The organism is Pararobbsia alpina (assembly GCF_902859895.1).
GTDB lineage: Bacteria > Pseudomonadota > Gammaproteobacteria > Burkholderiales > Burkholderiaceae > Pararobbsia > Pararobbsia alpina.
Genome location: NZ_CADIKM010000008.1, coordinates 45,863 through 69,041, shown reverse-complemented (window position 1 = coordinate 69,041; position 23,179 = coordinate 45,863). Strand labels below are relative to the sequence as shown.

The window sequence follows — 23,179 nt, the reverse complement described above, 5'->3', positions numbered from 1 at the left end:
AGACTCAGCCGCCCTCCCGGATATCAGCCGACCGCCTGTTCAATGCGCCTCTTCCCAGTTTGCACCCGATCCGACCTCGGCCACGAGCGGCACCTTGAGTTGGGCGACACCACACATGAGCTCGGGCAACTTCACCCGGACCTCGTCGAATTCTTCGTCCGGCACCTCGAGCACCAGTTCATCATGGACCTGCATGATCATCTTGCTGCGCCGCTGCGCGGTTTCGAGCCAGCCTTGCACAGCGATCATCGAGAGCTTGATCAGGTCGGCCGCGGTCCCCTGCATGGGCGCATTGATCGCCGCGCGTTCCGCCGCCTGCCGCCGCGGGCCATTGCCGCCGTTGATCTCCGGCAACCAGAGGCGGCGCCCGAACACGGTCTCGACATAGCCGTGCGCACGCGCGTTCTGGCGGGTCTCTTCCATATAGGCGGCGACACCCGGATAACGCGTGAAGTAGCGGTCGATATAGAGCTTGGCCGCATCGCGTGCGATGCCAAGGTTCGATGCGAGGCCGAACGCGCTCATCCCGTAGATCAGGCCGAAGTTGATCGTCTTCGCGACGCGCCGCTGATCGGCGTTCACTTCGAGCGGCGTGACGCCGAAGATCTCGCCGGCTGTGGCGCGGTGAATGTCCTCGCCCTGTGCAAACGCTCGCAGCAGGTTCTCGTCACCGGAGATGTGCGCCATGATCCGCAATTCGATCTGCGAATAGTCGGCCGATACGATGCGGCTGCCCGCGGGGGCAATAAACGCTTCGCGAATCCGGCGGCCCTCCTGCGTGCGTACCGGAATGTTCTGCAGGTTCGGATCGTTCGAGGCGAGTCGCCCCGTAACGGCGACGGCCTGCGCATAGTTCGTATGCACGCGCCCGGTCCGCGAATTGATCATCTTCGGCAGTTTGTCGGTGTAGGTCGACTTGAGCTTCGAAAGACCCCGGTAGTCGAGCAGCAGCTTCGGCAGCGGATAGTCCTCCGCGAGCTTCTGCAGGACTTCTTCGTCGGTCGACGGCGAACCGCTCGGCGTCTTCTTGATGACCGGCAGCTTGAGCTTCTCGAAGAAGATCTCGCCGATCTGCTTGGGCGAATTCAGATTGAACTCGCCGCCCGCGAGTTCGTGCGCCTGAGCCTCGAGCTGGATCAGCTTCGCGCCGATCTCGCCGCTCTGGTTCTCGAGCAGCGCGGCATCGATCAACACGCCATTGCGTTCGACGGCCCACAACACACGTGCGACCCGCATCTCGATATCGCGATAGACCTCAAGCAGCTTGGGCGCCTTCGCGACCAGCGGATAGAGGTACTGATGCAAGCGCAGCGTGATGTCCGCGTCTTCCGCCGCGTAGTGACTGGCCTGCTCGAGTGCGACTTCGTCGAAACCGATCTGCGAGGCACCTTTGCCGCAGACATCCTCATACTTGATCGTCTTGAGCCCGAGATGGCGCAGTGCCATGCCGTCCATGTCGTGCGGACGATGCGACTCGACCACATACGACTGGAGCAGCGTGTCGTGTTCGACGCCCGCGAGACGAATCCCGTGGTTCGCCAGCACGTGTTCGTCGTATTTGAGGTTCTGGCCGAGCTTGCGGCGCGCGGGATTCTCGAACCAGGGCTTGAGTTTCGCGAGGACTTCATCGATCGGCAGTTGCGTCGGCGCATCGGGGCCGCGATGCGATAGCGGCAGATAGGCCGCCTCGCCCGGCTCGACCGACAGGGAGAGGCCGACGAGGCGCGCATGCAGGGGTTCGAGCGAAGTCGTTTCGGTATCGAGCGAGGTCAGTTTCGCAACCTCGATCCTGGCAAGCCAGGTGTCGAACTGCTCCCAGGTCTGGATCGCCACATAGCGTTTCTCGATCTCCGCGGCCGGTATGAGTTCGAGCTGGCCCGGTCCGACGGCTTGCGCGGCCTGTGTGCCATTGACCCAACCCGTGTCTGTCGCAGTTGATACGCCCGATGCGCCTGTTTCCCCCGACGCACCCGATGCGGCCCCTGCGCCCGCATCGGCAAAACCGAGTCCGCTCTGCGCGGCCGCATCGATCTCGCGCAGCCAGGTCTTGAAGCCATGACGCTTGAACACCTCACGCATCTGGTCGGCCGCTTCGGGACGCGTCTCGAGTGAGGCCTCGATGGTCTCGACGTGCGGTGTCAGATCGCAGTCCGTATCGACCGTAACGAGCTTGCGCGCGGTCGGCAGGAACTCGAGTGCGCGGCGCAGGTTGTCGCCGACCGCCCCCTTGATCTCGGCCGCATGTTCGATCACGCCGTCGAGCGAGTCGAACTGCGTGAGCCACTTGACAGCCGTCTTGGGACCGCACTTGTCGACGCCGGGCACGTTGTCGACCGTATCGCCGATCAACGACAGATAGTCGATGATCCGGTTCGGCGGTACGCCGAATTTCGCAGTCACGCCGGCCGGATCGAGCGTCTCGTTGCTCATCGTATTGACGAGCGTCACATGGTCGGTCACGAGCTGCGCGAGATCCTTGTCGCCGGTCGACACGATGACCTTCATGCCGGCCATTTCAGCGCGCCGCGAGAGGGTGCCGATCACATCGTCGGCCTCGACGCCGTCGACCATCACGAGCGGCCAGCCGAGCCCGCGCACCGCGATATGAATCGGCTCGACCTGGCGCGCGAGGTCATCGGGCATCGGCGGGCGATGCGCCTTGTAGTCGGCATAGATCGCATCGCGAAACGTCTTTCCTTTAGCGTCGAATACGCACGCGCTATACTCTGCAGCGTATTCCTTGCGCAGACGTCTAAGCATATTGATGATCCCGTACAGCGCACCAGTCGGCTCGCCGTCCGGCCCGCGAAGATCGGGCATCGCGTGATACGCCCGATACAGGTAGCTCGAACCGTCGACCAATAAGAGGGTCTTACCGTCCAGGTTGGGTTGTACAGACATATGAACAAGAGAAAAGTGATTCCGAGTCTGCGATCAATTGCAGATCAAGAGAGGGCGACAGCCAAGAAAGCCCGCGCGTCGTGGCAAATGTTCACGATTATGGCAGAGTTCATCGAGGCGACCGAGTACCTGTCGGAGATCCGGCCGGCGGTCAGCATCTATGGCTCGGCCCGGATCAAGACGAACAGCGAGTACTACAAACTCACGGTCCAGATCGCGCGCAAGCTCTCGGATGCGGGCTTCGCGGTAATCTCAGGCGGCGGCCCCGGCATCATGGAGGCGGCCAACAAGGGTGCGCACGCGGGCAAGGCGCCGTCGGTCGGCCTGAACATCGAGTTGCCGCACGAGCAGCACGGCAATCAATGGCAGGACATCTCCCTGCGTTTCAGGCACTTCTTCACGCGCAAGGTGACGTTCGTCAAGAACTCGGACGCGGTCATCGTGATGCCCGGCGGCTTCGGCACGCTCGACGAGCTTGCCGAAGTGCTGACGCTGATCCAGACCAAGAAGTCGCGCCACGTGCCGATCATCCTGGTCGGCTCGACCTTCTGGGCGGGCCTCCTCGGCTGGTTCAAGGATTCGCTCGTGCCGATGGGCTTGATCGGCCCGAACGACATCGATCTCATGAAAGTCACCGACGATCCTGACGAAGTGCTGTCGCACGTGCTCGAGTTCTACGAGGAACGTGGCGCGCCGACCGAAGTACCCGCCAAGAGCGACGACGACCGGATGTTCTACCTGTAAGAGCTGCGGATGCACGTGGTCACTGGAACACGCTATCCAGCGCCTCCGCCGACGTTCTGAATTCCAAAGTTTATCTGGAGCGGGAGTTCAGCTTGGCGGCGACGTCGTTTAGCTGACGCTGCGTGTAGCCTGCCAAGACCCCTTCGCCATAGCTGCCCCAGATCCGGGCGTTCCTCTCCGCAGTCATGGCACCGTCCAGGCTCGCCGTTGCACACCTCCATCATTCACTTATCAATAGGGTGTTGCAGTGACCGCGTGAATCCGTGCGGAGTATTTCTTGCGTCAGGGTCATAGCAACTTGTCTTGCTTCGAAAATATGCAGCCATGACCCCCGATACTACGACCAGGATCATGCCGTAAATTCCCATGAGTGTAATTTGATCTCCAAAAATTAGCCCTCCCAATACGCTGGAAAAAGCAATAGTCAAATATTGCAAGCTGGCGTTGACCAAAGTCTTACCATTTGAAAACGCATAGGTCAATGACCACTGGGCCCCAGCAGCCAGCACGCCCATGGCAAGCAGCATCAAGATACTTTTAAAAGTGTGAGAAGTAAATCCTCCTTCAAGCATAACGGTAGCAACACCAATAATCATGCCCACCAAAGAAAAATAGAATACAACACGGTATCCTGGCTCGCCCAATTTCCCCAACGCCGCGACTTGCAAAAAAGCGATAGCCGACACGATTCCCGAAAGCAGCCCAACAGACCCACCCCACCACTGGTTATCCTGAAGCGTGGGTTGCAGAATGCAGATAACACCTCCGAAACCAACGGTGACAGCAATCGGCATAAAAGGGCTAACTTTGCGATAACCTTTTAACTGCGCGCTGATAATCACAAATAAAACCATCCAGATGGGGGCAGTATAATTAAGGGTCATGGCCATCGCCAAAGGCAGCTTCCCAATCGAATAGAACCACAGGGACAAGGCGACTGCCCCGCACAAACTGCGCAGCAAATGCTCCTTGGGATATTTTGTGAGCAGGCTGCCACGTTGCACGCGAGCCGCCCCCAACATTAGAATCAGCCCAATTAGACTGCGATAAAAAACCAACTCACCAATTGAATAGTGAGCAGAAGCCAACTTTACGAATGCGCCCATGAGCGCAAATAACAAACAAGACAAAACCATCATCCAAATCGAAACCACCTGGTCTGACAATTTCGTCTCATTGCTGCGCGAAACCTCGTGTGCATGCATCGATTGATCAAACTCATTCCACGCGGGTTCCTGACGCTCTTTTTCATTGGAAGAATTGCATTTTCCCATGACGGCAGGCCTCCTTTAGAATCTTCCACCTTCCATTTCCAATGGATTCAGCCTGCTTTAAACGGAAACGGGCCTTTTAGTTTACATCGACACAACATCGCCTATGTCTATCAGACAAACTACATCAGGGCTCGATGCAATGCCCAGAAAGCTCGTCCCACGCGTTCGTTGTACTCGAGCATAACTTCCTTGAGGCGCTCGATACGGAACTCCACACCTCTCGTGCGGGCAAAGATTTGCGCTGCGGCCAGAGCATGCAGTCCGTGCTTATTTTCCACTTCACCGGCATGTCCTGCTACATATCCTTTTGCGTTCCTCATGCTCGTTGCTTCATTGGCCAAAGCTGGATCGACGGAAATAATCTTTTCCTCGATGTATTGGGCAATATAATTGAACTCCCTCCCATTCCAAATCTTTGAAGCAATGGAAATCATCATGGCCTTCAAGATCGATTCATTGTGGCGATCAGAATTCAATAGAGACTTGTGCTCCGCAACGCCGGTTTCGTATAGAAAATCTGAAAATTCATTGCATTCCAGCACTTCATATTTATTCTCAGCCCAATCTGTTGCTTTTAGTGCCGCCGTCATATGAATGTACATGCCATCATGCCCCTTATGTCCGAGCCCAAAGTCATCCTTGGCGACCTCGTGCATGTGAGCCATGGCTTTACAATAACCAATCTGTTGATCAAGGGGGATGAATATTGCGTCTCCTGCCAGTCGCATTATAATTTTTGCCGATACTAAACTTGTGGTTTTATGAGTACCATACCAACCGTTTAAGAATTTCAACAGCCCGACATCCACTTTTCTCTTTTCAAGGAAAGCCTTGAACGTGTTTTCAGCATGCGATTCAGCCTGCCGCGTGATGGGATCAACGAGAACCTCCTGCATCGCCCTCTGAATCTCCACTATTTTATCGATTTTGGCGAGCTGAGAGTTTATCGCGGCATCCGTGGAAATTCTTCGTCCGGGAATTTGCAAAACTTGAATGTGCTTGGGCAGGGCCGATACGAAAATCCTCCCAAATTCTTGCATTGATTTACGATCGCGTGCGCTTGCGATCCAAATATCATTAATTGGAAAATCCATGCTTACTCCTGCGTCGTTGTGGATCGCACAAAGGCCGGACATTCAACCAGTGCCTTCTGACATTGCGATGCACTATGCAAGCGAGCAAATATCTCGACAAGTGACTTATAATGTTCCATTAGCTCACTAATTGTGAATGATGGAACTCGGCCAGATACGGATGTTCAAGGCGGTTGCAGATACCGGCAGCGTTGCGCGCGCGGCGGAGAAGTCTTGCTGTGTGCCGTCGAACGTGACCGCTCGAATCAAGGCGTTGGAGCAGGAACTCGGAACGCCGTTGTTCCACAGGGATGGGCGAGGCCTGTGTATCACTCCAGCCGGAGAAGTGTTCCTCGCGTATGCCGAGAAAATTCTTGGGCTGGTGGTCGAAGCCAAGAGGGCAGTCGATCCTGCTTCATCGCCGTCTGGCACGCTACGGATTGGGGCGATCGAGTCCTCCGCAACCGGTCGGCTTCCACGACTATTGGCCAAGTACCACGCGCAATTTCCGCAGGTCGATTTGCAGTTGAACACGGGTACTTGGCCTAGTCTTATGGAGGACACGTTGCGCCATCGCCTGGACGGTGCTGTAATTGCAGTGTCAGTGAAGCGCCCCGGACTGGACACGGCGGTGATCTGCACGGAGGATCTCGTACTGATCGCCTCGAAGTCGATGGGCCCGTTGCGAAAGCCTGCGGATGTAGAGGGCAAGACCATCTTTATGTGGCCTGACGGTTGTCCCTACCGAGCGGCCTTAGAGCGATGGTTGCATACACATCGACTTGATTCGCCAATCGTGAGCTATGCGAGCTACGGCGCGATCGTAGGCTGTGTTAGTGCTGGAGCGGGGATCTCTTTGGTCCCAAAGGGAATCTTTCTTCAGTACGATCGAGCTACCAACCTGGCTGGCTACGAGTTCTCTGACCTAAATGCCATTGATAACTTGTTCATTTGGCACAAGGAAACGAAGCACCATCCAGCGCGTGACGCTTTTATCGCCATGCTGAAGCAGGATCTCGTGCTTGACCCGGATGAACCGCCCCGGGAATAGTGGAGGCGAAGCTCAATCAGACGATCCAACAGGCAATGGCACCGTACATGCTCGCCATTGCACACCTCCATCATTCACTTATCAATGGGTACTGCAGTGACCGCGTGAATCCGCAGCTACTGGAAAGCGACCTCCGCGAAACTGCGCAGCTTGCGGCTGTGCAGTGTCGCGAGGCCATTCTCGCGCAGCAGTTCCATCGCCCGCACGCCGATCTGCAGATGCTGGCCGACCTGGTCGCTGTAAAACTGGTCGGCCATTCCGGGCAGCTTGAGTTCGCCGTGCAGTGGCTTGTCCGACACGCAGAGCAGCGTGCCGTAAGGGACGCGGAAGCGGAACCCGTTCGCGGCGATCGTCGCGCTCTCCATGTCGAGTGCGATCGCGCGGCTTTGCGACAGGCGCATTACCGGTTCGCGGTGATCGCGCAACTCCCAGTTCCGGTTATCGACGCTCGCGACCGTTCCTGTGCGCATCACGCGCTTGAGTTCAGGCCCTTCGAGTTTCGTCACGTCGGCGACCGCGCGCTCGAGCGCGACCTGGATCTCGGCGAGATTCGGCACCGGCACCCAGAGCGGCAAGTCTTCATCGAGCACATGGTCCTCGCGCACATAACCGTGTGCGAGCACATAGTCGCCAAGCCGCTGGGTGTTGCGCAGGCCCGCGCAGTGGCCGAGCATCACCCATGCATGCGGACGCAGGACGGCGATATGGTCAGTGATCGTTTTTGCATTCGACGGCCCTACCCCGATATTGACCATCGTGATCCCGCTGCCGTCCGCGCGCTTCAGGTGATAGGCCGGCATCTGCGGCAGGCGCGGCGGCGGCGAACCATGCGGCGCGTCGTGGTAGAGATTCGCGTTGTAGGACGTCACGTCGCCCGGCTCGACGAATGCCGAGTACTGGCTGCGGTAGGCGCGCTCCACGGGATCGTCGGTCTTCTCCATGATCTTCTGGCCAAGCTTCACGAACTCGTCGATATAGAACTGGTAGTTCGTATAGAGCACGAAGTTCTGGAAATGCGTCGGCGACGTCGCCGTGTAGTGGCGTAGCCGGTGCAGCGAAAAGTCGACGCGCGCCGCGGTGAACAGCGCGAGCGGTCGCGGCGCGCCGTCGGGGGGGTCATACGTGCCGTTGACGATCCGGTCGTCGAGCGACGCGAGGTCGGGCACGTCGAAGAAGTCGCGAATCTGCCTCAAACGCTCGGGGCTCAGGTCGCCCTCGAGATGAATCCCTTCGGGAAACGAGAAATGAACCGGGATCGGCTGGTCCGACTGGCCGACCTCGATGGCGACCTTGTGGTTCCGCGCAAGCAGGCGCAACTGTTGGCGATAGTAGTCGCCGAACAGGTCAAACCGCGTCAGCGTTGTCTCGAAAATGCCGGGTCCCGACACGAAACCATAGGAATGGCGCGAATCGATATCCGCGTTGACATTGGTGCGCACTCGCACGAACGGGTAGTACGCGTGCACCTGGGCATCGAACTGCTCGCCGCGTCGATAGCGCGCGAACGCATCGCGCAGGGCTGCGGTATTCGCCTCGTAGATCGTCGTCGCGCGTGCCACGGCTTCCGCGGGATCGGCAATCGGCTCTGTTTCGAAGGGCTTATGGCTCATCGTCATTCGCTCAGTGTTGTCCACTGACATTATCTCCCTGATTTCTGTCCCGTAAGCCGCATGCTCTTGCCCGGTTTGCTAGAATCGGCGCATCAGAACGGAGAATCTCAATGAAGCCGCTCCTCGTCGCAGCCGGCGCGCTCAGCGCGATGCTTGTCCTTGCCGCGACACCCGCCCTGGCGGCTGATCCCGGAAAGGACAACCCGCTGGCCGTGCCCCCGCAGGTCGATTCGACGCGCACGACGCCACCGCCGCCGCCCGGCGCGGCGCAGCGTGCGCCAGCCGTACCAGCGAATGCCGCAGCCGCGGCACCGCCCGCGGCTGCGTCATCCAAGCCAGTGTCGCCGAACGAAGCCGCAGGTCTGCCCGACCTCGATGCGATCAACCGGACGCCGGCGAAGAACGGCAGCGCGAGTTCGAAAGTCGAGTTCCCCCAGCAGCGCGAGCCGAGTTTTCATGAGAAGGACCGCAGCGGCACGGAGATCACCGAATATCGCGATCACGCGAAACCGACCGAAATCAATGTGCATTCGAATTTCGGCACGAACTATCAGATGAGTCCGCCGCCGGACGATTCGCCCAATATTCCGAACTCGGGCAACGGGCCGAACACCGGCCGCGTCCCATCAATCCACATCACATACTGAGTGCATGGCTGTCTTCACCGCTGTTAACGACGCACAACTCGAACACTGGCTGACGCACTATTCGCTCGGCAAGGTTCTCGATTTCCGGGGCATCGCATCCGGAATCGAGAACAGCAACTTTTTCCTGACGACCGAGCGCGGCGAGTACGTGCTGACGATCTTCGAGAAGCTGAGCGCAGGGGAATTGCCGTTCTATCTGAACCTGATGCGGCATCTTGCCGCGCATCAAGTGCCGGTGCCCGACCCTGTCCTGCGGGACGACGGCCAGCTGTTCGGCGATCTGCTCGGCAAGCCCGCGACGATCGTCACGAAGCTCGCGGGTCGACCGCAGCTCGCACCGGACGCGCATCATTGCGCCGAAGTCGGCGAAATGCTTGCGCGCATGCATCTCGCGGGACGCGACTTCGAATTCTCGCAGCCCAACCTGCGCAGCCTGTCATGGTGGGAAGAGGTCGTGCCTGAGATCGAGCCGATGGTCGACGACGAGCAGCGGCGCTTGCTGCTCGACGAACTCGCGCACCAGCAGGCGTTCTTCGCCTCGGCCGACTATGCGGCGCTGCCCGGCGGCCCATGCCATTGCGATCTGTTCCGTGACAATGTGCTGTTTGCGCATGGCGACGCAGCGGGCTCCGGCGACGGCGCGACCGGCCTGCTCGGCAGTGAGGCAAGCGGCGACAGGCTCGGGGGTTTCTTCGATTTCTATTTCGCCGGCTGCGACAAATGGCTGTTCGACCTTGCGGTCACCGTCAACGACTGGTGCGTCGATCTCGCGAGCGGTGCGCTCGACGCGCGGCGTGCGGGGGAGATGGTGCGGGCCTACCAGAGCGTGCGTCCGCTCAGTGATGCGGAGAATCGCCACTGGCGCGATATGCTGCGAGCCGGTGCCTTCCGTTTCTGGGTCTCGCGGCTGTACGATTTCCACAAGCCCCGCGCGGCCGAAATGCTCAAGCCGCACGACCCCCGTCATTTCGAACGAATCCTTGTCGACCGGATCGGCGCGCCCGCGCCGGTCGGCTCGGCGTCGTAGGACCGACCCCTTATCCTGATCAAGAGTGCACTAACCACCCATGCGCCTGAAAGAAGTTCCTGCCAAAGCTGGCTATGTGTGGTTCCGCCAGGGCATCTGGGTGTTTCGGCGCAACCCGGCCGCCTTCATGATGTTGCTGATCGCCTATCTGTTCGCATGGCTGCTGGTCTCGCAAGTCCCGGTGGTCGGCGGCCTGCTGCCCCTGCTGTTCGTGCCCGGCATGTCGGTCGGCTTCATGGCGGCCTGCCGCAATGCGATCCTCGGCAAGCCCCTCTATCCGACCGTGCTGCTCAGCGGTTTTCGCGAACATGGCCAGATCACCTCGCGCAGGCTGCTCATCCTCGGCGTGATCTATGTGGTCGGGATGATCGGGGTCTTCGGCATTTCGGCGTTCGCCGACGGCGGGATTCTGTTCCGCGTGGCCGTGCTCAATAGCGAGGTCGATGTCAGCGAATTCACGAACGGCACGCAGATCACGGGCGCGATGCTGATCGCGGCGCTCGCCTATATCCCGATCTCGGCCATCATGTGGTTTGCACCGATCCTCGTGGCCTGGCATGACGTGCCGCCGGTCAAGGCACTGTTTTTCAGCTGGGTCGCCCTCTGGCGCCATCGCTGGGCGTTCGCGGTCTACGCCTTGTGCTGGGGCGCGCTCGATATCGCGATCACCTTCCCGCTGACCCAGATCGCGGCGCTCGCGGGCGGCAGCATGCTCGCGCTGATCGTGCTGATCCCGCTGATGGTCGCGATCATGGCCATGCTGTATTGCTCGTTCTATGCGACCTATCGCGGCTCGTTCGACGTGCCCGACGCACCGGACCCGTCGCTGCCGGCGAAGCCAGTGGCGTGAGCCGTTTGCCTGAGCCGTTGGCCTGAGCCGTTGGCCTGTGTCGCTTGCCCCGGCTCCCGCGGCTCAGTCCTCGATCGGCTGCAGCTTCGCGATCGACAGTGCCAGCCACTTCTGCCCGTTGCGCCGGAAATTGACCTGCGCGCGCGCATCGCCGCCGGTCCCCTCGAGCGCCGTGATCGTGCCTTCGCCGAACTTCGTATGGAAGACGGCCTGCCCCACCTTGAAGCCCGTATCGGCCGCGCGCTGCTTGTCGGCATAGGCCGGCAGCGGCGTGTTGCCGGTGTAGGCCTCATCGGCGCCACGGCGCCCGCTTTCACCGCGACCGCCGTCGTCGCTGCGCTCGCCGCCCGAGCGGCCGAACCAGTCCCGCCCCCAGCCTGCATTGTCCGATCGCCCGCCCCAGCGCGCCCCGGGTTCGGTCTTCGGCGTCAGCCACTTGAGCGATTCGGGCGGCAGCTCGTCGAAGAACCGCGAGCGGACGTTGTAGCGCGTCTGGCCATGCAGCATCCGGCTCTGTGTGAACGACAGATACAGACGTTCCTTCGCCCGCGTGATCGCGACATACATCAGGCGCCGCTCTTCCTCGAGGCCATCCTGCTCGAGGGCCGAATTCTCATGCGGGAACAGGCCCTCTTCAAGACCGGTGATGAACACCGCGGTGAATTCGAGCCCCTTGGCCGCGTGGATCGTCATCAACTGCACCGCATCCTGCCCCGCCTGCGCCTGGTTGTCGCCCGCCTCGAGCGAGGCGTGTGACAGGAAGCCCGCGAGCGGGGTCATGCTGTCGGCCACGGGTGCGTCGGCATCGACGACCTGAAGGCCGTCGGCATCGATCTCCAACGCTCGGCTCGCGTTGGGCGCCATGGCGATCACACGCGCAGGCGCATTGAGCCCATACCCTTCCTCGCCGACGAAAGCGGCAGCGGCATTGATCAATTCCTGCAGGTTCTCGAGCCGGTCTTCGCCTTCGCGCTCGGTCTCATAGTGCGCGACCAGGCCGCTTTCGCGGATCACGTAGTCGACCGTCTCGGGCAGGCTCAGGGGCAGCGTCTCGGCGCGCATCCTGTCGATCAACCGGCTGAACGCGCCGAGGCTCGAGCCCGCCTTGCCGGTCGTGTACGGCACGGCCGCCGCCATCGAGCAGTTGTGCAACCGGGCCACGTCGGCAAGCTGTTCGAGCGAACGCGCGCCGATGCCCCGCGTGGGGAAATTGACCACGCGCACGAAGGCTGTATCGTCGTTCGGATTGTCGATCAGCCTCAGGTAGGCGAGCGCATGCTTGACCTCCTGCCGCTCGAAAAAGCGCAGGCCGCCATAAACGCGATAAGGCAGGCCCGCACCGACCAGCGTGTGTTCGATCACGCGCGACTGCGCGTTGCTCCGGTAGAGAACCGCCATTTCGCTGCGCGCATGGCCCTGGTTGATCAGCGCGCGGATTTCCTCGACGATGAAGTTGGCTTCCTGCGTATCAGTCGCCGCCTCGTAGACGCGTACGGGCTCACCATGCCCGGCATCGGTCCTGAGGTTCTTGCCGAGGCGACGCGCGTTGTTCGCGATCAGGGTGTTCGCGGAATCGAGAATATGGCCATGCGAGCGGTAATTCTGCTCGAGCTTGATCAGATGCTGAACCCGGAATTCGCGTTCGAAATCGGCCATATTGCCGACGTTCGCGCCACGGAATGCATAGATGCTCTGGTCATCGTCGCCGACCGCGAAGACCGCGGCCTGCGTACCCGCAAGCATCTTGAGCCAGGCATACTGGAGCCGGTTCGTATCCTGGAACTCGTCCACCAGAATGTGACGAAAGCGCGCCTGGTAATGCGCGCGCAGCGGCGCGGACATCGACAGGAGCTCGTAGCAGCGCAGCAGAAGTTCCGCGAAATCGACGACGCCCTCGCGCTGGCACTGGGCGTCGTAAGCCTCATAGAGCTCGACGAGCTTGCGGTTGAAACTGTCGGTCGCCTCGACCTGCTGCGGCCGCAGCCCCTGCTCCTTGGCGTTGTTGATGAAATTGACGACGCTCTTCGGCGGATATTTCTCATCGTCGACATTGAGCGCCTTCATCAGGCGCTTGACCGCCGAAAGCTGGTCGGCCATGTCGAGAATCTGGAAGGTCTGCGGCAGCGCCGCGTCCCGGTAGTGCGCGCGCAACATCCGGTTGCACAGCCCGTGGAAAGTGCCGATCCACATGCCGCGCGTGTTGATCGGCATCATCGCCTGCAGCCGCGCGACCATTTCCTTGGCCGCCTTGTTCGTAAACGTCACCGCGAGGATGCCGTTCGGGCTGACCTGCCCGGTCTGGATCAGCCAGGCGATCCGCGTGGTCAGCACGCGTGTCTTGCCGCTGCCCGCCCCCGCGAGGATCAGCGCGGGCTCGTCGGGCAGCGTCACCGCGGCGTGCTGTTCGGGATTCAAATTGGCAAGCAGATCGGGCATGGAGGGACTTTTCGTGGAACGGTCACAGGGCGGCTGCACATTATAAGTCGCGGCCGATGACGGCGCGGCGCCTGATTCCCGCACCGGTGTGCCCGCGGCGAGCCTGGGCCGATGGGGGCGATGGGGTCTGTCGAACAAGGCCATTTCCCTTGCCGCCTCGGCCATCTGTCGTCCGGAACAGGTTCCCCCCCGGCATAACCCTTATAATTCAAGCTTTCACGCCAACTTACGCAGAATTCAATGAGCGACAGCATCAGCGCGACCCAGGGCGACCGGAGCGACACGTCAGCCACGGGCCTCGACACGACTCCGGCGAGTCTCGCAAAAAGCTTCGAGCCCCATACCATCGAGGCTCACTGGGGCCCCGAGTGGGAAAAGCGCGGTTATGCGAGGGCGACTTTCGTCGAGGGGCGTCAGGATTTCTCGATCCAGCTGCCGCCGCCGAACGTCACGGGCACCCTGCATATGGGCCATGCGTTCAACCAGACGATCATGGACAGCCTCACGCGCTACCACCGGATGCTCGGCGAGAACACCCTCTGGGTACCGGGCACCGACCATGCGGGCATCGCGACGCAGATCGTCGTCGAGCGCCAGCTCGATGCGCAGAAGATCTCGCGCCACGACCTCGGCCGCGAGAAGTTCGTCGAACGCGTCTGGGAATGGAAACAGCAGTCGGGTTCGACGATCACGAGCCAGGTTCGCCGGCTCGGCGCGTCGATCGACTGGAGCCGCGAATACTTCACGATGGACGAGCGCATGTCGACCGCCGTGCGCGAAGTGTTCGTGCGGCTCTACGAGCAAGGGCTGATCTATCGCGGCAAGCGTCTCGTCAACTGGGACCCGAAGCTGATGACGGCCGTGTCCGACCTCGAAGTCTCGAGCGAGGAAGAAGACGGTTCGCTCTGGCATATCCGCTACCCGCTGTCGGACGGCTCGGGTCATCTCGTCGTTGCGACCACGCGTCCTGAAACGATGCTCGGCGACGTCGCGGTGATCGTCCATCCCGAAGACGAACGTTATGCGGCCTTCGTCGGCAAGACCGTCAGGCTGCCGCTCAGCGACCGCGACATTCCGATCATCGCTGACGATTATGTCGATCGCGAATTCGGCACCGGCGTCGTCAAGGTCACGCCCGCGCACGATTTCAACGACTACCAGATCGGCCAGCGCCACAAGCTGCCGCTGATCGAGATCCTCACGCTCGAAGCGAAGATCAACGACAACGCCCCCGCGCAATACCGCGGCCTCGACCGGTTCGACGCGCGCAAGCAGATCGTCGCCGATCTCGATGCGCTCGGCCTGCTCGCCGAGACGAAAAAGCACAAGCTCCAGGTGCCGCGCGGCGACCGGACCCATGTCGTGCTCGAGCCGATGCTGACCGACCAGTGGTTCGTCGCGATGAGCAAGCCCGCGCCCGAAGGCACGCTGCACGCGGGCAAGTCGATTACCGAGGTTTCGCTGGAAGTGGTCCGCAACGGTCAGATCCAGTTCGTGCCCGAGAACTGGGCGACCACGTACTACCAATGGCTCGAGAACATCCAGGACTGGTGTATTTCGCGCCAGCTCTGGTGGGGCCATCAGATCCCCGCCTGGTATGGCGAGAACGGCGAGATCTTCGTTGCGCGCGATGATGGCGAAGCACAGGAAAAGGCCCGCGCAGCGGGGTACACCGGCGCGCTGCGACGCGACGACGATGTGCTCGACACGTGGTTCTCGTCGGCGCTCGTGCCCTTCTCGGCGCTCGGCTGGCCCGCGCAGACCCCCGAGCTCAAGCACTTCCTGCCCTCGTCGGTGCTCGTGACCGGCTTCGACATCATCTTCTTCTGGGTGGCCCGGATGGTGATGATGACGACGCATTTCACCGGTCAGGTGCCATTCGACAAAGTCTATATCCATGGCCTCGTGCGCGATGCGGAAGGCCAGAAGATGTCGAAATCGAAGGGCAATACGCTCGACCCGATCGACCTCGTCGACGGCATCGATCTCGAAACGCTGGTCGAGAAACGCACTTTCGGGCTGATGAATCCGAAGCAAGCGCAGCAGATCGAGAAGAAGACACGCAAGGACTTCCCAGACGGTATCCCGTCGTTCGGCACCGATGCGCTGCGCTTCACGATGGCCTCGCTCGCGACCCTCGGCCGCAATATCAATTTCGACCTGGCGCGCTGCGAGGGCTATCGCAACTTCTGCAACAAGCTCTGGAACGCGACGCGCTTCGTGCTGATGAACTGCGAAGGGCACGACTGCGGCGTGGAAGAATGCAAGGGCGATTGCGGGCCGGACGGCACGCTCGATTTCTCTCGTGCCGACCGCTGGATCGTCTCACTGCTGCAGCGTGTCGAAGCGGATGTCGCGAAGGGCTTCGCCGACTACCGGCTGGATATGGTTGCCAGCACGATCTACAAATTCGTGTGGGACGAGTACTGCGACTGGTACGTGGAACTCGCGAAGGTTCAATTGCAAAACGGCACGCCGGCCCAGCAACGCGCGACGCGCCGGACCCTTCTGCGTGTGCTCGAGACCACGCTACGACTCGCCCATCCGGTGATTCCGTTCATTACCGAGGCGCTCTGGCAGAAGGTCGCCCCGCTTGCCGGCAAATATCCGCAGGTGACTGCACGAGCGGACGACGCCGGTACAGGCGCCAGCGCGCACGCAAGCAGTGCAGCCCCGGCTTCGATCATGGTGCAGCCTTATCCACGCGCCGAACCGGGCAAGATCGACGAAGCGGCCGAGGCCTGGGTCGGCCAGCTCAAGGCCGTGGTCGACGCCTGCCGCAACCTGCGCGGCGAGATGAACCTGTCACCCGCTGTGCGGGTGCCGCTGCTCGCAAGCGGCAATGCCGAGCAGCTCCAGTCTTTCGCGCCATACGTGCGTGCATTGGGCCGCCTGTCGGAAGTGACGGTGATGCAGGACGAGGCCGCGCTTGACGCGGCAGCGGCAGGCACGCCGGTTGCTCTAGTGGGTTCGGATAAGCTGGCTCTCAAGGTCGAGATCGATGTCGCGGCCGAGCGCGAAAGGTTGTCAAAGGAAGTGACACGGCTTTCGGGCGAAGTCACGAAGGCTCAGGCCAAGCTGGGCAACGAGAGTTTCGTTGCCCGTGCGCCGGAAGCTGTCGTCGAGCAGGAGCGCAAGCGCCTCGCGGATTTTGAAACGACGCTTGCCAAGCTGCACGCACAGTTGGCGCGCCTGCCTGCATGAATTCTTGAAGTTCGACCATTACGGCGAGGATTTGAAAGATGCTGAAAGTCACCAAGGCGGTATTCCCGGTTGCGGGCCTGGGCACACGCTTTTTGCCGGCCACCAAGGCTAGCCCGAAGGAGATGTTGCCGGTCGTCGACAAACCGCTGATCCAGTACGCGGTCGAAGAAGCGATTGCCGCCGGCATCACCGAGATGATCTTCGTGACGGGGCGCAGCAAGCGCGCGATCGAAGACCATTTCGATAAGTCTTATGAAATCGAGGCCGAACTCGAGGCACGCGGCAAGCAGAAGCTGCTCGACCTCGTGCGCGGCATCAAGCCATCGCATGTCGACTGTTTTTATGTGCGTCAGCCCGAGGCGCTCGGCCTCGGCCATGCGGTGCTCTGCGCCGCGAAGCTCGTCGGCGACAACCCGTTCGCCGTCGTGCTCGCCGACGACTTGCTGTACGGTGAGCCGCCGGTGCTGAGCCAGATGGTCGAGACCTTCGATCACTATCACAGCTCGGTGATCGGCGTTGAAGAGATCCCGCCCGAAGAGTCGCGCTCGTATGGCGTCGTCGAAGGCAAGGAATGGGAGAGCAACATCATCAAGCTGTCGGGCATCGTGGAGAAGCCCGCGCCAGAAGATGCGCCGTCGAACCTCGGCGTGGTCGGCCGCTACATCCTGAAGCCGCGAATTTTCGATCATCTCCGGACCATCAAGCCAGGCGCGGGCGGCGAGCTCCAGCTGACGGACGCGATCCAGTCGCTGATGCAGGACGAACAGGTCATCGCGTACAAGTACCACGGCACACGTTTCGACTGCGGCAGCAAGATCGGCTACCTGAAGGCGACGGTCGAATTCGCGCTGCGCCATCCGGAAGTCAAGGACGAGTTCGAGGAATACCTGCGCACGCGCTCGCCTGTGATGGAAAGCTAAGAACGATTGCGCAAGCCCTGCCGGTACGCGCCGACCGGCGCGGGCCGCGCCCTTGTGCAACGAAAAAAGCCGCCGGACTCGCGTCAGGCGGCTTTTTTCATGGTATCGGACGCGCTCGCTGTTCTCCGGGACCGTGTCAGCGCCGCTTCATCATGAAGACGAAGGTCTTCTCCTCGGTATGGGTATCGATGAGCTGATTGCCGGTTTGCTTGGCAAACGCGGCAAAGTCGCGCTGCGAGCCCGGATCGGTCGCCAGCACCTTGAGAATCTGGCCGGACTGCATATCGGCCAGGGCCTTCTTGGCCCGCAGGATAGGTAGCGGGCAGTTGAGCCCGCGTGCGTCCACTTCTTTATCGAATTCCATCATGATTCCGTTCTGGTCCCGTCTCAGGCGGTTGCCATACACAATTCACGCAGCTCGGCCGCGAATTTCTCGACCGTCTCCGGCGCCGTGTCCCAGGCGCACATGAGGCGGCAACCACCCTCCCCGATGAAATCGTAGAACTTCCAGCCGCGCGCACGCAATGCGTTGGCCGCTACGATCGGCAGGTTGGCGAATACCGCGTTGGCCTGCGGTTCGAACATCAGCGTGACGCCGGGGATATCGGCCACGCGCTCACGCAGCAGCTTGGCCATCGAATTGGCATGGCGCGCGTTGCGCAGCCAGACGTCGTTCTCGAGCAGCCCGAGCCACGGCGAGGAGATGAAGCGCATCTTCGAGGCCAGCTGGCCGGCCTGCTTGACGCGATACGCGAAATCCTCGGCCAGCGCGCGGTCGAAGAACACGACGGCTTCGCCGACAGGCAAGCCGTTCTTCGTGCCGCCGAAGCACAGCACGTCGACACCGGCGCGCCACGTGATTTCCGATGGATGCACGCCGAGCGCCGCGACCGCGTTCGCAAAACGCGCACCGTCCATATGGACCTTCAGATGCCGGCGCTTGGCAATCGCGGCGATCGCGCGGACTTCCTCGACCGAATAGATCGTACCGACCTCGGTCGCCTGGGTCAGCGAAACGACCCTTGGCTTCGGGAAGTGAATGTCCGAGCGCCGCGTGACGATCGCTTCGATCGCATCGGGGGTGAGCTTCCCGTTCTGACCCTTCGCGACGAGCAGCTTCGAACCGTTCGAAAAGAACTCCGGTCCGCCGCACTCGTCCGTCTCGATATGCGCAAGCTCGTGGCAGATCACCGACTGGTACGACTGGCACAGTGAGGCGAGCGCAAGTGAGTTGGCCGCGGTGCCGTTGAACACGAAGAACACTTCACAGTCTGTTTCGAACAGATTGCGGATCCGATCGCAGACCTTCTGGGTCCATGTGTCTTCACCATATCCGGACTCGTGGCCGGAATTGTTGCACTCAATCAGGTAATTGAGCGCCTCCGGGCAAATGCCGGCATAGTTATCCGATGCGAAGTGCTGCATAACGCTCCCGCCGCAGGATCAAAGACCGTTATTGTAGTGCGAGCCGTGCCCTACCTGCCGACTTCCCGATTTTCAGACGCTCATGTTCGCGGCGCTCGCCGGGGTACGACATTTTAGATACGCGATTGCGATCGAAACAGACAAGTCTGATATCTGAAGGAAGCTCATATTGCGGATCATGCTTCCTGACGTAAAGACAAATCACGTGGATCGCCCTCAAAACGAGTTGCTGGACCTCATCACGCTGGATATATTTCGGGCAGTCGTTCGTGAGAACGGTGTAACGCGAGCAGCCGCGCGGCTCAACCGGGTTCAGTCGAATGTGACGACCCGCATCAAGCAACTCGAGGAAGATCTCGGGGTCAGGCTGTTCACCCGCGAAGGGCGCCGCATGGCGCTAACGCCAGCCGGACGTGAGCTGCTGCCCTTTGCTGAACGTTTGTTATCGCTCGCGGGCGAAGCGCGGCGCTCGGTCTGTGATGTGCTTCCACGCGGACGCTTCCGTCTGGGTGCGATGGAAAGCACCGCCGCGAGCCGCCTGCCCACGATGCTCGCGAACTATCGCCGGACATGGCGCGACGTGTCGATCGAACTCGTCGTCGATACGAGCGAGGCCTTGATCCAACAACTCCGCGACTTCAAGCTCGACGCCATGTTCGTGGCCGGCCCGATCGACGTGTCCGACCTCATCCTGTTCGAGTGCGAATCGGTGTATTTCGAAGAGTTGCTGCTCGTCACACCGCACGGCCATCCGCCGGTGCTAGGTCCGGTCGATCTGAAACTCGACACCATGGTCGCCTTCGACCGTGGCTGCAGCTATCGTCGAGTTGGGGAGAAATGGTTTGCGAATGCGGGGATACAGCCCGAGCGCATTGTCGAGGTGGAGGCCTACCACGCCATGCTCGCGTGGATCGCGGCGGGATCAGGGTTCGGTTTCGTGCCGCGTTCGACACTCGAGACGGTACGCCATCTCGAGGAGGTGTCGGTACATTCGCTCGGCACGCTCGGCCGCGTCGAAACCTTGCTCGTCTGGCGTGAGGGCCATTTTTCGAGCGCGCTGAACGCGCTCAGGACGCAGATCGCGGAACAGGCCGCCGCGCGTCTGAACGCACGGGCAGCCGCCTGATAGTGCGGCCTGTCCCGCGCGATGTCTTCGCAGCCCGTCGTGGGTGGCGCGACGCATGTCCGCGCCCAGCCACCCGATCATAGCCGCACACTTACAACCGACTTTCCACCCAACCCTTTACGCCGCCGAGTGCAGCCGGCAATGCCGCCGCATCGGTGCCGCCGGCCTGAGCCATATCGGCACGGCCGCCGCCTTTGCCGCCGATCTGCTGCGCGACAAAATTCACCAGATCACCGGCCTTGACCTTCTTGCTCGCATCGGCCGTGACGCCAGCGATCAGGCTGACCTTGCCGTTCTCGACCGCCGCGAGCACGATTGCCGCGTGCTTGAGCTTGTCCTTGAGCTTGTCGACCGTCTCGCGCAAGGTCTTGACGTCCGCGCCTTCGAGCATCGCAGCCAGCACCTGGATACCGCCGACGTCGCTCGCCTGCTGAACCAGTTCGTCACCCTGGCTCGAGGCGACTTTCGACTTGAGTTGGGCGAGTTCTTTCTCGAGCGCGCGCACCTGCTCCTGGACCTGGACGATGCGTGGCGTGAGTTCGGTCGGCTGCACCTTGAGCGTCGCGGCCGCATCGGCAAGACGCGCCGCAACGTCCTGCACATAGCGAAGCGCGTTGTCGCCGGTGATCGCCTCGACACGGCGGATCCCCGCGGCCACGCCGCCTTCGAACACGATCTTGAACAAGCCTATGTCGCCCGTGCGGCTCACATGCGTGCCGCCGCACAGCTCGCGCGAAAAGCCGATATCGAGCACGCGGACCTCATCGCCGTACTTCTCACCGAACAGCGCCATCGCGCCGCTCTTCACCGCCTCATCGAAGGGCAGCACCTTCGAGACCGCCGGTGCATTGCGCAGGACTTCCGCATTGACGATCGCCTCGACACGACGGATTTCGTCATCGCTCATCGGTGAGTGATGCGCGAAGTCGAACCGCGTCTTGTCCGGATCGACAAGCGAACCCTTTTGCTGAACGTGCGCGCCGAGCACTTCGCGCAACGCCTTGTGCATCAGATGGGTTGCCGAGTGATTGCGGATCGTGCGCGAGCGGCGTTCGATATCGACCTCGGCCTTCACGACGTCGCCGATCTTCAGGCTGCCCTGCTGGACTTCGCCATGGTGACCGACCACATCCGCCTGGACCTTCAGCGTATCGATGACCGCGAAGCGCGCGCGGTCGTCGCCGAGCACGCCCTGGTCGCCCACCTGGCCGCCCGATTCCGCATAGAACGGCGTGTGGTCGAGCACGACGATCGCGTGGGTGCCCGCGCTGACCGACTCGACGGCGGTGCCGTCGACATAGAGCGCGATGACCTTCGCATCGTCGACGATCAACTTTTCGTAACCGTGGAAGGACGTTTTCGCGCCGCTGTACTCAAGCGCGGCGGACATCTTGAACTTGCCAGCGGAGCGGGCCTGTTCGCGCTGGCGCGTCATCGCCTCGTCGAACGCCAGCTCGTCCACCGCGATCTCGCGCTCGCGGCACACGTCGGCCGTCAGGTCGAGCGGGAAGCCATAGGTATCGTGGAGCTTGAACGCAACATCGCCGGCCAGCACGCGCGGCTTGCCCGTCGCCGCGTCGATCTCGCGGATCGCCGCCTCGAGGATCTCCATCCCGTGCGCAATCGTCTCGAAGAAGCGTTCCTCTTCCTGGCGCAGCACATCGGTCACGCGTTGCTGCGCGTCGGCGATCTCGGGGTAGGCAGCGCCCATCTCGGCAACGAGATCGGCCACGAGCTTGTGAAAGAACGGCGTCGTGTGGCCAAGCTTGTAGCCATGGCGGATCGCGCGACGAATGATCCGGCGCAGCACATAACCGCGGCCTTCATTGCCGGGAATCACGCCGTCGACGATCAGGAACGCGCACGCACGGATGTGATCGGCGATCACCTTCAGCGAATTGTTGCCCAGATCGGGTATGCCGGTCTCGCGCGCCGCCGCGGCGATCAGCTTCTGGAACAGGTCGATTTCGTAATTGCTGTGCACGTGCTGGAGCACGGCGGCGAGACGCTCGAGACCCATCCCCGTATCGACACAGGGCTTGGGCAGACGCGCCATATTGCCCTGCGCATCGCGATTGAACTGCATGAACACGAGATTCCAGATCTCGATATAGCGATCGCCATCTTCTTCGGGGGACCCCGGCGGGCCACCCCAGACGTCGGGGCCGTGATCGTAGAAGATTTCCGAGCACGGACCGCAGGGGCCGGTATCGGCCATCTGCCAGAAATTGTCCGAGGCGTAGCGGGCACCCTTGTTGTCGCCGATCCGGATGATTCGCTCGGGCGGAATGCCGACTTCCTTCGCCCAGATATCGTAGGCTTCGTCGTCTTCGTGATAGACGGTGACCCAGAGCTTGTCCTTGGGCAGCTTGTAGACCGTGGTCAGCAGCTCCCACGCGTAGCTGATCGCGTCGCGCTTGAAATAGTCGCCGAACGAGAAGTTGCCCAGCATCTCGAAGAACGTGTGATGCCGCGCGGTATAGCCGACGTTTTCGAGGTCGTTGTGCTTGCCACCTGCGCGCACGCTGCGCTGCGCGGTGGTCGCACGCGAATACGGCCGCGTTTCGGTACCGATGAACACGTCCTTGAACTGGACCATGCCCGAATTCGTGAACATCAAGGTCGGGTCATTGCCCGGTACGAGGCTCGACGAACGGACGATCGTGTGTCCCTTCGATTCAAAGAACTTCAGGAATTTCTCGCGGATATCTGCGGCTTTCATGGCTTGCGGATGCGGACCTGTGGAGCTATTTTGGCGTTGTCTGTGGAGCGTTCCCGGCGACCACGGCCGAAGGGCCGCGACGAAGACCGGACGCGGCTTTTCGCAATCGCCTAATTATACGGGAAATGCCCTGCGCGACGGCCCGCCCCCAAAGGCCGCCGCGCCCTGT

At 61.3% G+C, this 23,179-nt stretch carries 16 protein-coding genes; 8 read left to right on the top strand and 8 right to left on the bottom strand.

The window, feature by feature from the left end; translation table 11 throughout:
* Positions 1 to 39: 39 nt before the first annotated feature.
* Complete coding sequence (gene polA / locus HV670_RS11205; protein ID WP_175104851.1) at positions 40 to 2,901, bottom strand: DNA polymerase I; 2,862 nt, start codon at positions 2,899 to 2,901, stop codon at positions 40 to 42.
* On the opposite strand from polA, the gene HV670_RS11200 reads away from it, so the two are divergent.
* Positions 2,902 to 3,645: an LOG family protein gene (locus HV670_RS11200; RefSeq protein WP_175104850.1), complete on the top strand. Its 744-nt coding sequence runs from the start codon at positions 2,902 to 2,904 to the stop codon at positions 3,643 to 3,645.
* Positions 3,646 to 3,869: 224 nt separating this feature from the next.
* On the opposite strand, the gene HV670_RS11195 is transcribed toward HV670_RS11200, so the two are convergent.
* Both HV670_RS11195 and HV670_RS11190 read right to left on the bottom strand, forming a co-directional pair.
* Positions 3,870 to 4,919: a DMT family transporter gene (locus HV670_RS11195; RefSeq protein ID WP_246257221.1), complete on the bottom strand. Its 1,050-nt coding sequence runs from the start codon at positions 4,917 to 4,919 to the stop codon at positions 3,870 to 3,872.
* 119 nt (positions 4,920 to 5,038) lie between these two features.
* Positions 5,039 to 6,013, bottom strand: a complete 975-nt coding sequence (locus tag HV670_RS11190; RefSeq protein ID WP_217478406.1) for a hypothetical protein — start codon at positions 6,011 to 6,013, stop codon at positions 5,039 to 5,041.
* A 136-nt stretch (positions 6,014 to 6,149) separates the two neighbouring features.
* Here HV670_RS11190 and HV670_RS11185 point away from each other — a divergent pair, with 136 nt between their 5' ends.
* Complete coding sequence (locus HV670_RS11185; protein ID WP_217478405.1) at positions 6,150 to 7,043, top strand: LysR family transcriptional regulator; 894 nt, start codon at positions 6,150 to 6,152, stop codon at positions 7,041 to 7,043.
* A 116-nt stretch (positions 7,044 to 7,159) separates the two neighbouring features.
* Here the strand turns inward: HV670_RS11185 and HV670_RS11180 are convergent, their stop codons facing one another.
* Positions 7,160 to 8,653, bottom strand: coding sequence for an AMP nucleosidase (locus HV670_RS11180; protein ID WP_484555931.1), 1,494 nt, complete (start codon positions 8,651 to 8,653; stop codon positions 7,160 to 7,162).
* A gap of 110 nt (positions 8,654 to 8,763) precedes the next feature.
* Between HV670_RS11180 and HV670_RS32215 the strand changes: the two genes are divergently transcribed.
* From HV670_RS32215 to HV670_RS11165, 3 genes are read left to right on the top strand one after another with little or no spacing between them, the layout of a single operon-like run.
* On the top strand, positions 8,764 to 9,300 hold the full coding sequence (locus HV670_RS32215) for a hypothetical protein (RefSeq protein ID WP_425511412.1): 537 nt from the start codon (positions 8,764 to 8,766) through the stop codon (positions 9,298 to 9,300).
* A gap of 4 nt (positions 9,301 to 9,304) precedes the next feature.
* Positions 9,305 to 10,327, top strand: a complete 1,023-nt coding sequence (locus HV670_RS11170; RefSeq protein ID WP_175104848.1) for a homoserine kinase — start codon at positions 9,305 to 9,307, stop codon at positions 10,325 to 10,327.
* A gap of 40 nt (positions 10,328 to 10,367) precedes the next feature.
* Entirely contained in the window at positions 10,368 to 11,177 is an 810-nt protein-coding gene (locus HV670_RS11165) for a BPSS1780 family membrane protein (RefSeq protein ID WP_175104847.1), read from the top strand.
* A gap of 63 nt (positions 11,178 to 11,240) precedes the next feature.
* Here the strand turns inward: HV670_RS11165 and HV670_RS11160 are convergent, their stop codons facing one another.
* Positions 11,241 to 13,613 carry a UvrD-helicase domain-containing protein gene (locus tag HV670_RS11160; protein ID WP_175104846.1) on the bottom strand — a complete coding sequence of 791 codons (2,373 nt, stop codon included), beginning with the start codon at positions 13,611 to 13,613 and terminating at the stop codon, positions 11,241 to 11,243.
* 240 nt (positions 13,614 to 13,853) lie between these two features.
* Between HV670_RS11160 and HV670_RS11155 the strand changes: the two genes are divergently transcribed.
* Both HV670_RS11155 and galU read left to right on the top strand, forming a co-directional pair.
* The gene (locus tag HV670_RS11155) at positions 13,854 to 16,817 is read left to right on the top strand and encodes a valine--tRNA ligase (protein ID WP_175104845.1); all 2,964 of its coding nucleotides are present in this window, start codon (positions 13,854 to 13,856) and stop codon (positions 16,815 to 16,817) included.
* A gap of 38 nt (positions 16,818 to 16,855) precedes the next feature.
* Positions 16,856 to 17,737, top strand: coding sequence for a UTP--glucose-1-phosphate uridylyltransferase GalU (gene galU, locus HV670_RS11150; protein WP_175104844.1), 882 nt, complete (start codon positions 16,856 to 16,858; stop codon positions 17,735 to 17,737).
* A 136-nt stretch (positions 17,738 to 17,873) separates the two neighbouring features.
* Here galU and HV670_RS11145 read toward each other — a convergent pair whose 3' ends face one another.
* Together HV670_RS11145 and HV670_RS11140 are read right to left on the bottom strand one after the other, a co-directional pair.
* Positions 17,874 to 18,101, bottom strand: a complete 228-nt coding sequence (locus HV670_RS11145; protein ID WP_175104975.1) for a sulfurtransferase TusA family protein — start codon at positions 18,099 to 18,101, stop codon at positions 17,874 to 17,876.
* A gap of 23 nt (positions 18,102 to 18,124) precedes the next feature.
* Positions 18,125 to 19,162, bottom strand: coding sequence for a threonine aldolase family protein (locus HV670_RS11140; protein ID WP_175104843.1), 1,038 nt, complete (start codon positions 19,160 to 19,162; stop codon positions 18,125 to 18,127).
* Between the two features lie 205 nt (positions 19,163 to 19,367).
* Between HV670_RS11140 and HV670_RS11135 the strand changes: the two genes are divergently transcribed.
* Positions 19,368 to 20,288, top strand: a complete 921-nt coding sequence (locus tag HV670_RS11135; RefSeq protein WP_246257219.1) for a LysR family transcriptional regulator — start codon at positions 19,368 to 19,370, stop codon at positions 20,286 to 20,288.
* 91 nt (positions 20,289 to 20,379) lie between these two features.
* Here HV670_RS11135 and alaS read toward each other — a convergent pair whose 3' ends face one another.
* Positions 20,380 to 23,010, bottom strand: a complete 2,631-nt coding sequence (gene alaS / locus HV670_RS11130) for an alanine--tRNA ligase (protein WP_175104842.1) — start codon at positions 23,008 to 23,010, stop codon at positions 20,380 to 20,382.
* Positions 23,011 to 23,179 lie beyond the last annotated feature (169 nt).

Excerpts from the sequence above, each read along its gene's own strand:
- HV670_RS11195 (WP_246257221.1), bottom strand. The coding sequence starts at position 4,919 with ATGGGAAAATGCAATTCTTCCAATGAAAAAGAGCGTCAGGAACCCGCG.
- HV670_RS11165 (WP_175104847.1), top strand. The coding sequence starts at position 10,368 with ATGCGCCTGAAAGAAGTTCCTGCCAAAGCTGGCTATGTGTGGTTCCGC.
- HV670_RS11200 (WP_175104850.1), top strand. The coding sequence starts at position 2,902 with ATGAACAAGAGAAAAGTGATTCCGAGTCTGCGATCAATTGCAGATCAA.
- HV670_RS11155 (WP_175104845.1), top strand. The coding sequence starts at position 13,854 with ATGAGCGACAGCATCAGCGCGACCCAGGGCGACCGGAGCGACACGTCA.
- HV670_RS11140 (WP_175104843.1), bottom strand. The coding sequence starts at position 19,162 with ATGCAGCACTTCGCATCGGATAACTATGCCGGCATTTGCCCGGAGGCG.
- HV670_RS11190 (WP_217478406.1), bottom strand. The coding sequence starts at position 6,013 with ATGGATTTTCCAATTAATGATATTTGGATCGCAAGCGCACGCGATCGT.
- HV670_RS32215 (WP_425511412.1), top strand. The coding sequence starts at position 8,764 with ATGAAGCCGCTCCTCGTCGCAGCCGGCGCGCTCAGCGCGATGCTTGTC.
- polA (WP_175104851.1), bottom strand. The coding sequence starts at position 2,901 with ATGTCTGTACAACCCAACCTGGACGGTAAGACCCTCTTATTGGTCGAC.
- galU (WP_175104844.1), top strand. The coding sequence starts at position 16,856 with ATGCTGAAAGTCACCAAGGCGGTATTCCCGGTTGCGGGCCTGGGCACA.
- HV670_RS11185 (WP_217478405.1), top strand. The coding sequence starts at position 6,150 with ATGATGGAACTCGGCCAGATACGGATGTTCAAGGCGGTTGCAGATACC.
- HV670_RS11160 (WP_175104846.1), bottom strand. The coding sequence starts at position 13,613 with ATGCCCGATCTGCTTGCCAATTTGAATCCCGAACAGCACGCCGCGGTG.
- HV670_RS11180 (WP_484555931.1), bottom strand. The coding sequence starts at position 8,653 with ATGAGCCATAAGCCCTTCGAAACAGAGCCGATTGCCGATCCCGCGGAA.
- HV670_RS11145 (WP_175104975.1), bottom strand. The coding sequence starts at position 18,101 with ATGGAATTCGATAAAGAAGTGGACGCACGCGGGCTCAACTGCCCGCTA.
- alaS (WP_175104842.1), bottom strand. The coding sequence starts at position 23,010 with ATGAAAGCCGCAGATATCCGCGAGAAATTCCTGAAGTTCTTTGAATCG.
- HV670_RS11170 (WP_175104848.1), top strand. The coding sequence starts at position 9,305 with ATGGCTGTCTTCACCGCTGTTAACGACGCACAACTCGAACACTGGCTG.